At 63.4% G+C, this 13,714-nt stretch carries 15 protein-coding genes; 3 read left to right on the top strand and 12 right to left on the bottom strand.

What is annotated here, in order from left to right:
• The first annotated feature begins 63 nt into the window (after nt 1-63).
• Both AC3WLP_RS21790 and recR read left to right on the top strand, forming a co-directional pair.
• Complete coding sequence (locus AC3WLP_RS21790) at nt 64-399, top strand: YbaB/EbfC family nucleoid-associated protein (protein WP_003254305.1); 336 nt, start codon at nt 64-66, stop codon at nt 397-399.
• Between the two features lie 295 nt (nt 400-694).
• Nucleotides 695-1,297 carry a recombination mediator RecR gene (gene recR / locus AC3WLP_RS21785; RefSeq protein WP_003254304.1) on the top strand — a complete coding sequence of 201 codons (603 nt, stop codon included), beginning with the start codon at nt 695-697 and terminating at the stop codon, nt 1,295-1,297.
• A 118-nt stretch (nt 1,298-1,415) separates the two neighbouring features.
• Here the strand turns inward: recR and AC3WLP_RS21780 are convergent, their stop codons facing one another.
• The 12 genes from AC3WLP_RS21780 to ccoN all read right to left on the bottom strand — a co-directional run bounded on the left by AC3WLP_RS21780 (nt 1,416) and on the right by ccoN (nt 13,389).
• Nucleotides 1,416-1,964, bottom strand: a complete 549-nt coding sequence (locus AC3WLP_RS21780) for an adenine phosphoribosyltransferase (RefSeq protein WP_009683910.1) — start codon at nt 1,962-1,964, stop codon at nt 1,416-1,418.
• A 55-nt stretch (nt 1,965-2,019) separates the two neighbouring features.
• Complete coding sequence (fnrA, locus tag AC3WLP_RS21775) at nt 2,020-2,754, bottom strand: Crp/Fnr family transcriptional regulator FnrA (protein ID WP_003254301.1); 735 nt, start codon at nt 2,752-2,754, stop codon at nt 2,020-2,022.
• Between the two features lie 186 nt (nt 2,755-2,940).
• A complete protein-coding gene (gene hemN, locus AC3WLP_RS21770; RefSeq protein ID WP_014755840.1) occupies nt 2,941-4,323 on the bottom strand; it encodes an oxygen-independent coproporphyrinogen III oxidase in 1,383 nt (460 codons plus the stop codon).
• A gap of 105 nt (nt 4,324-4,428) precedes the next feature.
• Nucleotides 4,429-5,148 (bottom strand): sulfite exporter TauE/SafE family protein, encoded by a 720-nt coding sequence (locus AC3WLP_RS21765; protein WP_219732908.1) that lies wholly within the window; start codon nt 5,146-5,148, stop codon nt 4,429-4,431.
• Nucleotides 5,105-5,320: a cbb3-type cytochrome oxidase assembly protein CcoS gene (gene ccoS / locus AC3WLP_RS21760; RefSeq protein WP_003254296.1), complete on the bottom strand. Its 216-nt coding sequence runs from the start codon at nt 5,318-5,320 to the stop codon at nt 5,105-5,107. The genes AC3WLP_RS21765 and ccoS overlap by 44 nt, the downstream gene beginning before the upstream one ends.
• A complete protein-coding gene (locus AC3WLP_RS21755) occupies nt 5,299-7,773 on the bottom strand; it encodes a heavy metal translocating P-type ATPase (protein WP_087535591.1) in 2,475 nt (824 codons plus the stop codon). Before AC3WLP_RS21755 ends, ccoS begins: the two co-directional genes overlap by 22 nt.
• A 136-nt stretch (nt 7,774-7,909) precedes the next feature.
• A complete protein-coding gene (locus AC3WLP_RS21750) occupies nt 7,910-8,440 on the bottom strand; it encodes a FixH family protein (protein ID WP_012051692.1) in 531 nt (176 codons plus the stop codon).
• 15 nt (nt 8,441-8,455) lie between these two features.
• Entirely contained in the window at nt 8,456-9,871 is a 1,416-nt protein-coding gene (gene ccoG / locus AC3WLP_RS21745; RefSeq protein ID WP_004577070.1) for a cytochrome c oxidase accessory protein CcoG, read from the bottom strand.
• Nucleotides 9,872-10,167: 296 nt separating this feature from the next.
• A complete protein-coding gene (gene ccoP, locus AC3WLP_RS21740; RefSeq protein ID WP_014859407.1) occupies nt 10,168-11,145 on the bottom strand; it encodes a cytochrome-c oxidase, cbb3-type subunit III in 978 nt (325 codons plus the stop codon).
• Complete coding sequence (locus tag AC3WLP_RS21735; protein WP_003254287.1) at nt 11,142-11,333, bottom strand: CcoQ/FixQ family Cbb3-type cytochrome c oxidase assembly chaperone; 192 nt, start codon at nt 11,331-11,333, stop codon at nt 11,142-11,144. The genes ccoP and AC3WLP_RS21735 overlap by 4 nt, the downstream gene beginning before the upstream one ends.
• A gap of 5 nt (nt 11,334-11,338) precedes the next feature.
• Nucleotides 11,339-11,947, bottom strand: coding sequence for a cytochrome-c oxidase, cbb3-type subunit II (gene ccoO / locus AC3WLP_RS21730; protein ID WP_003254286.1), 609 nt, complete (start codon nt 11,945-11,947; stop codon nt 11,339-11,341).
• Complete coding sequence (gene ccoN / locus AC3WLP_RS21725; protein ID WP_003254284.1) at nt 11,947-13,389, bottom strand: cytochrome-c oxidase, cbb3-type subunit I; 1,443 nt, start codon at nt 13,387-13,389, stop codon at nt 11,947-11,949. Before ccoN ends, ccoO begins: the two co-directional genes overlap by 1 nt.
• 20 nt (nt 13,390-13,409) lie before the next feature.
• Between ccoN and AC3WLP_RS21720 the strand changes: the two genes are divergently transcribed.
• A partial coding sequence (locus tag AC3WLP_RS21720) for a hypothetical protein (RefSeq protein WP_218279752.1) occupies nt 13,410-13,714 on the top strand: 305 nt, incomplete at its 3' end.

Genomic DNA, 13,714 nt, shown 5'->3' with positions numbered 1-13,714 from the left:
CGGATAACCATGCGGCCGGCCCGGTGCCGGGCCGCATCACATGACCCAATCGAGGTATACCCCATGATGAAAGGTGGCATGGCCGGCCTGATGAAGCAGGCCCAGCAGATGCAGGAAAAAATGCAGAAGATGCAGGAAGAACTGGCCAACGCCGAAGTCACCGGTCAGTCCGGTGGCGGTCTGGTGAGCGTGGTGATGACCGGTCGTCACGACGTCAAGCGCGTCAGCATCGACCAGAGCCTGATGTCGACTGATGAAGACGACAAGGAAGTTCTGGAGGACCTCATTGCCGCTGCGCTGAACGACGCCGTGCGCAAGGTTGAGCAAAGCAGCCAGGAAAAGATGGGCGGCATGACCGCCGGCATGCAACTGCCGCCAGGCTTCAAGATGCCGTTCTAAGGCATTGAGGTACTCAAAAACGCCGCTGTTATCAGCGGCGTTTTTTTTTGCGTAGATTTCACCCGGCTGCGGTCTGCTCCTTATGTGGAGGCGGCCTTGTGTCGCGAAAGGGGCGCGAAGCGGCCCCCGGATTCCAGCTTTGCAGCATAGAGTGCCGGGGCTGCTTAGCAGCCCTTTCGCGACACAAGGCCGCTCCCACAAAAAAGCAGACCTTGCAGGCTTTGGGCGAGGTGATTTGACGCCACCGCCCCCGCTGGGTATAAACCGCCTCTTATTGAATTGTCAGGCCTTTCCCATGAGCTTCAGCCCTCTCATCCGCCAACTGATCGACGGCCTGCGCATCTTGCCAGGCGTTGGCCAGAAAACCGCCCAGCGCATGGCCCTGCAACTGCTCGAGCGCGACCGCAGTGGCGGGCTGCGCCTGGCTCAGGCCTTGACCCAGGCCATGGAAGGGGTAGGGCATTGCCGCCAGTGTCGCACCCTCACCGAGCAGGAACTGTGCCCGCAGTGCGCCGACCCGCGCCGTGACGACACCCAGCTGTGCGTGGTCGAGGGGCCGACCGATGTGTATGCGGTGGAGCAGACGGGCTACCGTGGCCGTTACTTCGTGCTCAAGGGGCACCTGTCGCCGTTGGATGGCCTGGGGCCTGAGGCGATCGGTATTCCGCAGCTGATGGCACGGATCGAAGAGCAGGGCACCTTTACCGAGGTGATCCTGGCGACCAACCCGACGGTGGAGGGGGAGGCGACGGCGCATTACATTGCCCAGTTGCTGAGCGAGAAAGGCTTGGTGGCGTCTCGGATTGCCCATGGTGTGCCGCTGGGCGGTGAGCTGGAGATGGTGGACGGTGGTACCTTGGCCCATGCCTTTGCAGGGCGCCGGCCCATTTCGCTCTGATTCATTGGGGCCGCTTGGCGGCCCATTCGCGGGTAAACCCGCGCCTACAAAAAATGCGCGGCCTTTGTAGGCGCGGGTTTACCCGCGAATGGGCTGCAAAGCAGCCCCAAAAGCCCACTCAGTACTCGCTGAGGGAAAACTCGGTCAGGCAGAAGGTAGGCACCCCGGCCGCCTGCAACCGGCGCGACCCGTCCAGTTCCGGCAGGTCGATGATCGCTGCCGCCTCGAACACCTGCGCCCCAGTACGACGCACCAGGTTCGCCGCCGCCAGCAGCGTACCGCCAGTAGCAATCAGGTCATCGAAGATCAGCACCGAGTCGCCTTCACACAGGCTGTCGGCATGCACTTCCAGGAAGGCCTCGCCGTACTCGGTCTGGTAACCCTCGCTCAACACGTCAGCCGGCAGCTTGCCCTGCTTGCGGAACAGGATCAGCGGCTTGTTCAGCTGGTGGGCGATGATCGAGCCGATCAGGAAACCCCGCGCGTCCATGGCGCCGATGTGGCTGAATTCAGCCTCGACATAGCGCTCGATGAACTGATCGGCCACATAGCGCAGCCCGCGTGGCGACTGGAATAACGGGGTAATGTCGCGGAAGATCACACCCGGTTTGGGGAAGTCCACTACCGGGCGGATCAGGGCTTTGAGGTCGAAGGCGTCGCTGTGCATTGTTGCGGGTATCCTGGGAAAACGAATGCCCAAGTATACCCGCTAAAGACCGGCCTCAGGCCTCGATTGCACCACCGGCCAGCGCGCACAGCTGGATCGGGTCGAGGATGTGCACTTCCTTGCCCTCGGCGCGCAGCAGGCCGTTCTGCTGGAAGCGGGTGAACACCCGCGACACGGTTTCTACCGCCAGGCCAAGGTAGTTGCCGATTTCGTTGCGCGACATGCTCAGGCGGAACTGGTTGGCCGAATAGCCACGGGCACGGAAGCGCGCCGACAGGTTGACCAGGAAAGTGGCAATGCGCTCGTCGGCGGTTTTTTTCGACAGCAGCAGCATCATTTGCTGGTCGTCGCGGATTTCGCGGCTCATCACCCGCATCAGCTGGCGGCGTAGCTGTGGCAGCTGTACCGACAGCTCGTCCAGCCGCTCGAAGGGGATTTCACACACCGAAGTGGTTTCCTGGGCCTGGGCCGATACCGGGTAGGCCTCGGTATCCATGCCTGACAGGCCGACCAGTTCGCTGGGCAGGTGAAAGCCTGTGATCTGCTCTTCGCCGCTGTCGCTGAGGCTGAAGGTTTTCAGGGCCCCGGACCGTACTGCGTAGACCGAGCCAAAACTGTCACCCTGGCGGAACAGGAACTCGCCTTTCTTGAGCGGCCGCCCGCGTTTGACGATTTCATCCAGCGCGTCCATGTCTTCCAGGTTCAGCGAAAGAGGCAGGCACAGGGGGGCCAGGCTGCAATCCTTGCAATGGGCCTGGTTGTGTGGGCGCAGTTTGACTGGCTCGGACATTTGAATCGATCCTTGTGGGAAAGCACACATAAGTCGTAAGGGTAACTCACGACACAGGGTGTAGGCCAGTGTGCGCAATGATGGTGCGCGCTGGCGAAACCCCGGCAGGTGGCCTGCCGGGAGTCCTTGTGTGCTCATAGTGTGCCTGACAAGGAAGCTTGTCCATGCGGTTGAACGCCTTGTTTTTCAGATCACTCGCGAGAAACGCTGGCGGTTGTGCATCGCCAGATACGCGTCGAACACCATGCATACCGAGCGCGCCAGCAGCCGGCCGGCGGGCAGGATGCGAATGCCCTTGTCGTCCAGGCTGATCAGGCCGTCGCGCTGCAAGGTCAGCAGCTCGGGCCAGAGGTCGTTGAAGTAGCCGCGAAAATCCAGGGTGAAAGCCTGTTCGATGGGTTCGAAATCCAGCTCGAAATGGCAGATCAGTTGCTGGATCACTGCCCGGCGTATGCGGTCGTCGTGGTTGCACAGCAAGCCGCGCTGGGTAGCCAGCTGGGCGTTGGACAGGCTGTCCTGGTAGGTGTTGAGGTCACTGCTGTTCTGGCAGTACAGGTCGCCGATCTGGCTGATCGCCGACACGCCCAGGCCAATCAGGTCGCAGTGCCCGTGGGTGGTGTAGCCCTGGAAGTTGCGCTGCAAGGTGCCTTCTTCCTGGGCAATGGCCAGTTCGTCGTCGGGCAGGGCGAAGTGGTCCATGCCGATGTAGCGGTAACCGGCGGCGGTCAGTTGGTCGATGGTGGCGTGCAGCATCTCCAGCTTGGCGGCCGCGCTGGGCAGATCGTTGCTGTCGATGCGCCGTTGCGGCATGAAGCGCTCGGGAAGGTGGGCATAGTTGAACACCGACAGGCGGTCGGGCTGCAGGCGGATCACTTCTTCCACGGTGCGGGCAAAGCCTTCCGGGGTTTGCTTGGGCAGGCCGTAGATCAGGTCGAGGTTGACCGAGCGAAACTGCAGCGTGCGCGCAGCCTCGATCAAAGTGCGGGTCTGCTCCAGGCTCTGCAGGCGGTTGATTGCGCGCTGCACGGCCGGGTCGAGGTCCTGCACGCCAAGGCTGACGCGGTTGAAGCCCAGTTCGCGAAGCAGGCCCATGGTCGACCAGTCGGCTTCGCGAGGGTCGATCTCGATGCCGTAGTCGCCGGAATCGTCGTCCAGCAGGTGGAAGTGCTGGCGCAGGGTGGCCATCAGCTGGCGCAGTTCCACATGGCTGAGGAAGGTCGGTGTGCCGCCGCCAAAATGCAGCTGTTCAACACGTTGTTTAGGGTCCAGGTGGCAGGCGATCAGCTGGATTTCCTGCTCCAGGCGCTGCAGGTAGGGCGCGGCGCGCGCACGGTCTTTGGTAATGACCTTGTTGCAGGCGCAGTAGTAGCAGATGTTGGCGCAGAACGGCACATGCACGTACAGCGACAGCGGGCGCACGGCCCGTCGGCTCTCGCGCAGGGCGTTGAGCAGGTCGAACGAACCCACCTCGCTGTGCAGTTGCACAGCGGTTGGGTAAGAGGTGTAGCGTGGCCCGGCGAGATCGTAGCGGCGGATCAGGTCGGTATCCCAACGGAGGTCGTCGAGCATGAGGGTAGTCCCCGGAAAGAGCAGCAGTGCACCGGAGTCTATGGCCGTCTGTAGGAAACTGTGTTGATTTGTATCAAGGGCATTGGGGCTGCTTTGCAGCCCCCGTCAATGCCCCATCAGCCAGTGCTGGTGTGGGCCCGGCAGGGTCCAGATACCGAATAGCATCACCAGCACGCCGCCCGCCACGCGCACGCTGCGTCGCCGCAACAGGGCGTTTACCCGTTCGGCAGCCAGCCCGGTTGCCAGCAACACCGGCCAGGTGCCCAACCCGAACGCGAGCATCAATACCGCGCTGTACCCGGCGTTGCCCTGGCTGGCGGCCCACAGCAGGGTGCTGTACACCAAACCGCACGGCAGCCAGCCCCACAAGGCGCCCAGCAGCAACGCCCGGGGCAGGCTGGACACCGGCAGCAAGCGCGACGCCATCGGCTGGATATGCCGCCACAACCCGCGGCCCAGCGCCTCGATACGGGTCAGCCCGCTCCACCAGCCGGCCAGGTACAGGCCCATGGCAATCAGCAGCAGCGCTGCAGCCACCCGCAGCGCCAGCGCTGCCGGGCTGCTGGCCACGGCCCAGCCGGCCAGGCCCAGCAGCAGGCCGGCGCAGGCATAGCTGAAAATGCGCCCCAGGTTGTACGCCAGCAACAGGCGCAGGCGCTTGCCGCGTTGTTCGGGGGGGATGGCCAAGGTCAGTGCGCCCATCAGGCCACCGCACATGCCCAAGCAGTGACCGCCCCCTAGCAGGCCAAGGACCAGTGCCGAGCCCAGCAGCGCAAGCAGGTCAGGCACGGGGCGGTGGTTCCTTGTCGGTGTCGGCCGGGGCATCGTCAAGCTTCACTGCCGCCTGGTGGCGCGGGTCCTGATCGTCGAACAGGATGCTGTGGGCGGGGCCTTCAAGGTCATCGTACTGACCGCTGTCGACCGCCCAGAAGAAGATGTACACGGCCACGCCGACCAGCAGCAGGGCTGCCGGGATCATGACATAGAGGGCGGGCATGGCGACTTCCTCCCGGGTAAAGGGGCTTCGTGGGGCAGCGGGCCCGAGGCCACTGGCATACGGGTCAGGCGCAAGGCATTGAGCACCACGATCAGCGAGCTGACCGACATGCCGATGGCGGCCCACACCGGCGTGATCCAGCCGAGCGCGGCGAACGGCAACATCAGGCCATTATACAGGGTCGCCCACAGCAGGTTCTCGAGGATGTTGCGGCGGGTGCGGCGGGCCAGCTCGAACGCCTGCACCAGCGCTTGCAGGCGGTTGGACAGCAAGACGGCGTCGGCACTGGTCTTGGCCAGGTCGGTGGCGCTGCCCATGGCGATGCTGATATCGGCGGCGGCCAGTACCGGTACATCGTTGACCCCGTCGCCGAGCATCAGCACCTTGCGCCCGTCAGCCTGCAGGGCTTTCAGGCGGTCCAGTTTGTCATCCGGGCGCAGGCCGCCAATGGCCTGCTCGATACCCAGCTGCGCGGCCACTTCGGCAACCATCGGCGAGCTGTCGCCCGACAGCAGCAGGGTGTGCCAGCCGCGCGCCTTGCAGGCAGCGAGCAGGGCCGGGGCATCGTCGCGCAGGCGGTCATCCAGGCCGAACCAGGCCATGGGTCCCTGGCGGTCGCCCAGCAGCAGCCACTGGCCGCGCGGCTCGGGCACAGCGGGGATTTCCGCACCACTCAAGGCGCAGACGAAGGTAGCCTGACCAATGCGCAGGCGCTGGCCGTCGACCAGCCCCTCCAGGCCCAGGCCGGGTACGCTCTGTACGTCATCGGCAGGCGTGGCGGTACGACCAAAGGCGCGAGCGATGGGGTGTTCGGAGCGGTTTTCCAGCGCCGCGGCCAGGGCCAGGCAGCGGTCGGCGGCCTGGCTGCCGAGCGGGCGGATGCTGCGCAAGGTCAGGCGGCCTTCGGTCAGTGTGCCGGTCTTGTCGAAAATCACCGTGTCGATGTGGTTCAGGCCTTCCAGCACGTGGCCGCGGGTGACCAGCAGACCAAGCTTGTGCAGGGTTCCGGTGGCGGCGGTCAGTGCGGTTGGCGTAGCCAAAGACAGGGCACAAGGGCAGGTGGCCACGAGCATGGCCAGCACGATCCAGAACGCCCGTGCCGGATCCAGGTGCCACCACCACAGGCCGATGGCTACCGAGGCCAGTAGCGAGAACAGCAGGAACCACTGCGAGGCGCGATCGGCGATTTCCGCCAGGCGCGGTTTTTCAGTCTGGGCGCGTTCCAGCAGGCGGACGATGGCCGACAAGCGTGAGTCATGGCCGAGGGCTTCCACTTCCACATTCAGCGCGCTTTCGACGTTCAGCGTACCGCCAGTGACCCGCTCACCCACCCGGCGTGGTTGCGGCAGATACTCGCCGGTCAGCAGCGATTCGTCGACGCTGGAGCGGCCCTCGACGATGCGCCCGTCGGCAGGAATGACCGCGCCGGGCAGCACCTGCACGGTGTCGCCGCACTGTAACTCGCTGAGCAGGATGCGTTCGCTGCGCCCGATGGCGTCCAGGCGCAGGCATGAGGCGGGCAGCAGGTTGACCAGCTGCGCAGTGGCCGCCGCTGTGCGCTCGCGGGCGCGGCGCTCCAGGTAGCGGCCGGTCAGCAGGAACAGGGCGAACATGCCCACCGTGTCGAAATAAAGCTCGCCGCTGCCCGTGATGGCTGTCCAGATGCCGGCGCCGAACGCCAGGCCAATGGCCAGCGACACCGAAACGTCCATGGTCAGGTGGCGCGTTCGCAAGTCGCGCGCCGCGCCCTTGAAGAAGGGCGCGCAGCTGTAGAACACGATGGGAATGGTCAGGAACAGCGCCACCCAGCGCAGGATGGTATGCAACTCGGGTGTCAGGTCGATGTTGAATTCCGGCCAAGTGGCCATGGTCGCCATCATCGCCTGGAACCACAGCAGCCCGGCCACGCCCAGGCGGCGTAGGGCGCTGCGGTTTTCCCGGGCCAATTGCTCGGCGGCCTGGTCAGGCTGGTAGGGGTGGGCGGCGTAGCCGATCTGGCGAAGTTCGGCGAGCAGGCGCGACAGCGGTAGCTGCTTGTCGTCCCAGTTCAGCGCCAAGCGGTGGTTGGACAGGTTCAACCGGGCTTCGGCGACACCGGGCAGGTTGCGCAGGTGCTTTTCGATCAGCCAGCCGCAGGCGGCGCAGCTGATGCCCTCGACAAGCAAGGTGGTTTCGGCCAGCTCGCCCTGGTGGCGGACGAAGGTTTGCTGCACGTCGCTGCGGTCGTACAGGGCCAGTTCGTCCTGCAGTTGCTTGGGCAGGGCTTCGGGGTTGGCGCTGTTGTCGCTGCGGTGCTGGTAGTAATGTTCCAGGCCACCCGCGACGATCGACTCAGCCACCGCCTGGCAACCGGGGCAGCAGAACTGCCGCGGCTGGCCGAGGACCACGGCGGTGAAGCGGCTGCCGGCCGGGACGGGCAGGGCGCAGTGGTAGCAGGGGGTCGGTTGGGTCATAGGGCAGACACTGCTCAGGCAGATAGGAAACCCTGTGGGAGCGGGCGCGCCCGCGAATGCGTCAGACCTGGAAATACCTTTGCCTGAGCTATCGCATTCGCGGGCGTGCCCGCTCCCACAGGGATTTGCGGTGTTGCTACTGTTGGTGTTCGGCGCCTTGCAGGGCTTCGTCACCCAACTGCAAGGTCACACCATGCGCCACTTTTTCCTCTTCGAACAGGCGCCACACCTGGCCCCCTTCGTTGCCCAGCAGTTCCACAAAGCGCCGCCCGTCGACCTTGTCCTCCAGTTGTCCCACATAGCGCCCTGCTTCGACACGGCTCAGCAGCACCTTGCGGTCCTTCTCTGGCTGGGTTGGCGAAATCAGGTTCAGCTCCAGGTTTTGCGGGCCACTGCTACCGGTCAGGCGCAGGTCCACTTCGCCGGTCAGTTCGTCCAGATGCACGCTGGCTTTCAGGCCAAGCTGCTGCGCCAGCAGCTCGCGGTCCAGCGAGCGGTTGATGCCCTTGCCGGCCTCGTAGTAGTTGTCATTCACCAGGTTGTCCGGGTTGTGCACAGCGATGCTGACCATGGTCAGGCTCAGGCACACCGAGGTGGTGAGAATGCCGATGATGATCCAGGGCCAGAGGTGCTTGTACCAGGGGCTGGCGGCGGTGGCGGCAGGCATTGTGCGTTATCTCTCTTAGCGGATCTGTGGGCCGATGAAACGGCTCTTGGCTTCAACCTGGGCGTCGCTGTCGTCGGCGCTCTTGAGGATGAAGGTGATTTCGTTGGTGGTCGATGGCAGCTTCTCGGGGGCAACCGACAGCTGCACAGGAAGGCTGACGATGTCACCGGCGGCCACGCGGATCTCGCGCTGGCCTTCAAGCTTGAGGTCCGGCAGGCCGGCGGCGTCCAGCACGTAGACGTGATCGCGCTGATCCTTGTTCATTACCTTCAGGCTGTAGACGTTCTCGATCCGGCCCTGGGCGTTTTCGCGGTACAGCACGCGGTCTTTGCTGACGTCGAAACCGACCAGCGAACGGGTGGCGAAGGCCGTCGCCAGCCCGATCATCATCACCAGCAGTACCACGGCATAGCCGATCAGGCGCGGGCGCAGCAGGTGGGTCTTCTGCCCGGACAGGTTGTGTTCGGTGGTGTAGCTGATCAGCCCTTTGGGGTAGTTCATCTTGTCCATGATGCTGTCGCAGGCATCGATACAGGCGGCGCAGCCGATGCACTCGATCTGCAGGCCGTCACGGATGTCGATGCCGGTCGGGCAGACCTGCACGCACATGGTGCAGTCGATGCAGTCACCCAGGCCCTGGGCTTTGTAGTCGGTATCTTTCTTGCGCGGGCCGCGGGTTTCGCCACGGCGCGGGTCGTAGGACACGATCAGCGTGTCCTTGTCGAACATCACACTCTGGAAACGTGCATACGGGCACATGTACACACACACCTGTTCGCGCAGCCAGCCGGCGTTGCCGTAGGTGGCGAGGGTGAAGAAACCGACCCAGAAGTAGGCCCAGCCATCGGCCTGGCCCGTGAAGAATTCGACCACCAGCTCACGGATCGGCGAAAAGTAGCCGACAAAGGTCATGCCGGTGACAAAGCCGATCAGCAGCCACAGGCTGTGCTTGGTGAATTTGCGCAGGAACTTGTTGCCGCTCATGGGGGCTTTGTCGAGCTTCATGCGCTGGTTGCGGTCACCCTCGGTGACCTTTTCGCACCACATGAAAATCCAGGTCCACACGCTTTGCGGGCAGGTGTAGCCACACCACACCCGGCCGGCGAACACCGTGATGAAGAACAGGCCGAAGGCGGCGACGATGAGAATGCCCGAGAGCAGGATGAAGTCTTGCGGCCAGATGGTGGCGCCGAAGATGTAGAACTTGCGTTCGGGCAGGTTCCACCACACGGCCTGGTGCCCTCCCCAGTTCAGCCACACGGTGCCGAAGTACAGCAGGAACAGTGCGGCACCCCCAACCATGCGCAGGCGACGGAACAGGCCGGTGAAGGCGCGGGTGTAGATCTTTTCCCGGGAAGCGTAGAGGTCGACGGAATCCTTCCCTTTGCTGGCAGGCGGGGTGACATCATGTACCGGAATTTGCTTGCTCATCATCAAGTCCCACGGCAGTGGAGAAACGCCGCGGCCTGTGCGTGCGGGCCGCAGTCTCGCGCAATCTGCTAGCGCTCTGCGGTCCATGATACGCCGCTGAGGGCGGTATGGGATCGCACTGCGACCTTTAGTCGCGTTGGGTTCGTGGTGTGAAACGTGTTATGGCGGGTGTCAATTGATCCAGGTCATCAGCCTGCGAGAAACGCTGTGCCAGTACCGGCCTCTTCGCGGGTAAACCCGCTCCTACAAGGATCCTGTGTAGGAGCGGGTTTACCCGCGAAGAGGCCAGGCCTGCCTTACTCAGCCTTGGCCGGCTCAGCCTGGTGCGACAGGCTGTACACATAAGCCGCCAGCAAGTGCACCTTGTCGTTGCCCTGCAGCTGTTCCTGGGCCGGCATCTGCCCCTGGCGGCCATAACGAATGGTCTGCTGCAGCTGGGCAAAGCTCGAGCCGTAGATGAACGCCTGCGGGTGGGTCAGGTTCGGTGCGCCCATGGCGGGCGTGCCTTTGCCTTCCGGCCCGTGGCAGGCCACGCAGTTGGCTGCGAAGATCTTCTGCCCGTTCTCCACATCGGCCTTCGCACCCTCAGGCAATGTGCGGCCATCGAGTTTGCTGACCACGAATGCAGCCACGTCGGCCACGCCCTGGTCACCGATCACTTCGGCCCAGGCCGGCATCACGCCATGACGACCGCCCATGATGGTGGTCTTGATGGTGTCCGGTTCGCCGCCCCAGCGCCAGTCGTTGTCGGTCAGGTTGGGGAAGCCGAAGGCGCCCTTGGCGTCGGAGCCGTGGCACACCGAACAGTTGGAGGCGAACAGCCGCGCACCCATTTTCAATGCCTGTGGGTCCTTGGCCACTTCTTCGATCGGCATGGCCGCGAACTTGGCGAAGATCGGCCCGAAGCGGGCGTCGGCCTTGGCCATTTCCTTTTCCCATTCGTGCACGCCGGTCCAGCCCGGCTGGCCGTTGGAAAACTCGGTCTGCTTGTCGTTATCCAGGTACGAATAGCCCGGCAGGACGCCTTTCCAGTTGCCCAGGCCCGGGTATAGCACCAGGTAGCCGAGGGCAAAGATGATGGTGCCGACGAACAGCCAGAACCACCATTTCGGCAGCGGGTTGTCGTATTCCTCGATGCCATCGAAGGCATGCCCGACGGTTTCGTCGGTAACCTCTTCGCGCTGGCCCTTGCGGGTCGACAGCAGCAGCCAGGTCAACGAGAAGATGGTGCCCAGGGTCAGGACGGTAACGTACAGACTCCAGAAGGTTGTCATTGTTGTTTGCTCCCAGAAGCTTTTGCTTGCTCGACGTGCCGAGTGGCCTCGGGGTCATCCGCGAAGGGCAGTTGGGTCGCTTCGTCGAAGTCCTTTTTACGCCGTGGGTTGAACACCCACAGCGCCAGGCCCACGAAGGCCACCATCACCACGACGGTGCCCAGGCCGCGAATCATCCCGATATCCATCAGCGTCACCGTTTGCTCTTGATGATGGTGCCAAGACCCTGCAGGTACGCGACGATGGCGTCCATTTCGGTCTTGCCCTTGACCGCGTCACGTGCGCCGGCAATGTCGGCGTCGGTGTACGGGGTGCCGAGTGTGCGCAGCACTTCCATCTTCTTCGCGGTGTCTTTGCCGTCGAGCTTGTTCTCGACCAGCCACGGGTAGGACGGCATCTTCGATTCCGGTACCACGTTGCGCGGGTTGTACAGGTGCGCACGGTGCCAGTCATCGGAGTAGCGGCCGCCGACGCGGGCCAGGTCCGGCCCGGTACGCTTGGAGCCCCACAGGAACGGGTGATCCCACACGCTTTCACCGGCTACCGAGTAATGGCCGTACCGCTCGGTTTCGGCACGGAACGGGCGGATCATCTGCGAGTGGCAGCCTACGCAGCCTTCGCGGATGTAGATATCGCGGCCTTCCAGCTCCAGCGCGGTGCGCGGCTTCATGCCCTCGACCGGCTTGTTGGTGACGTCCTGGAAAAACAGCGGGACGATCTGGGTCAGGCCACCGACGCTCACGGCGATGACCATGAAGAAGGCCAGCAGGCCTATGTTCTTCTCGACGGCTTCATGCTTCATCAGTGCGCTCCCACAACGACGATCTTGGCGGCCTCTTCAGCCTGTGCCGGGTTGGCGGCACGTACGGTACGGAACACGTTGTAGGCCATCAGCAGCATGCCGCTGGCGAAGAACGCACCGCCCAGGGCGCGGACGATGTAGCCGGGGTGGCTGGCCTGCAGGGCTTCGACGAAGGAGTAGGTGAGGGTGCCGTCATCGTTGATGGCGCGCCACATCAGGCCCTGGGTGATGCCGTTGACCCACATCGAGGCGATGTACAGTACGGTGCCGATGGTGGCCAGCCAGAAGTGCGCGTTGATCAGGCCGATGCTGTGCATCTGCTCGCGGCCGTAGAGTTTCGGGATCATGTGGTACACGGCGCCGATCGAAATCATTGCCACCCAGCCGAGAGCGCCGGCGTGGACGTGGCCGATGGTCCAGTCGGTGTAGTGCGACAGTGAGTTCACGGTCTTGATGGCCATCATCGGGCCTTCGAAGGTGGACATGCCGTAGAACGCCAGCGACACCACCAGGAAGCGCAGGATCGGGTCGGTGCGCAGTTTGTGCCAGGCGCCCGACAGGGTCATCATGCCGTTGATCATGCCGCCCCAGCTTGGCGCCAGCAGGATGATCGACATCACCATGCCCAACGACTGCGCCCAGTCAGGCAGGGCGGTGTAGTGCAGGTGGTGCGGGCCGGCCCAGATGTACAGGGTGATCAGCGCCCAGAAGTGCACGATCGACAAGCGATACGAGTAGATCGGCCGCTCGGCCTGCTTGGGCACGAAGTAGTACATCATCCCCAGGAAACCGGTGGTGAGGAAGAAGCCCACGGCGTTGTGGCCGTACCACCACTGGATCATCGCGTCGGTGGCGCCGGAGTAGGCCGAGTACGACTTGAACAGGCTCACCGGCAGCGAGATGTGGTTGACGATGTGCAGCATCGCGGTGACCACGATGAACGCACCATAGAACCAGTTGCCGACATAAATGTGCTTGGTCTTGCGCTTGACGATGGTGCCGAAGAACACCAGGCCGTAGGTAACCCAGACGATCGCCAGCAGGATCGCCAGCGGCCACTCGAGCTCGGCGTATTCCTTGGTGGTGGTGTAGCCCATCGGCAGGGTGATCAGCGCGCCGACGATCACGGCTTGCCAACCCCAGAAGGTGAAGGCGGCCATGCTGTCGGAGATCAGCCGGGTCTGGCAGGTGCGCTGCACCACGTAGTAGCTGGTGCCGAACAGCGCACAGCCCCCGAAGGCGAAGATCACCAGGTTGGTGTGCAGCGGGCGCAGGCGGCCGAAGCTGGTCCAGGGAAGGTCCAGGTTCAGCTGCGGCCACACCAGCTGCGAGGCGATGAAGACGCCGAGGCCCATGCCAAGGATCCCCCAGACCACCGTCATGATGGCGAACTGGCGGACGACCTTATAGTTATAAGCAGTCGGACTGATTGCTGTGCTCATTCTAAGGTTCCACGGTTTTGATGTTCTTGTTGGTCGAAAAATCGGCGCCAGTATTGATAACCAGCAAGGTTACCGCAACGCAACTTTGGTACGCCGACCCGTGTCCAGACCCGTTCACTGATGTCCCGCAGGGATCGGGTCTGGGCGATTGTACACAAATAAATATTTGTAATGTGTACCGTTTTTCATATTTTTCTGATCGATCGGTCAAGCTTTTTCTGGGGCGGCGACAGGCCATGCGCCGCGTCTGCTCCGGTCCTTTCGGAGCGAAGCCCACTGAGGCAACAAGCTTAGTTGTGTTCGGTGGGGGTGCAAGGGAAGGGGG

The organism is Pseudomonas sp. FW305-E2 (assembly GCF_058782925.1).
This window is presented reverse-complemented; position numbering and strand designations above follow the sequence as displayed.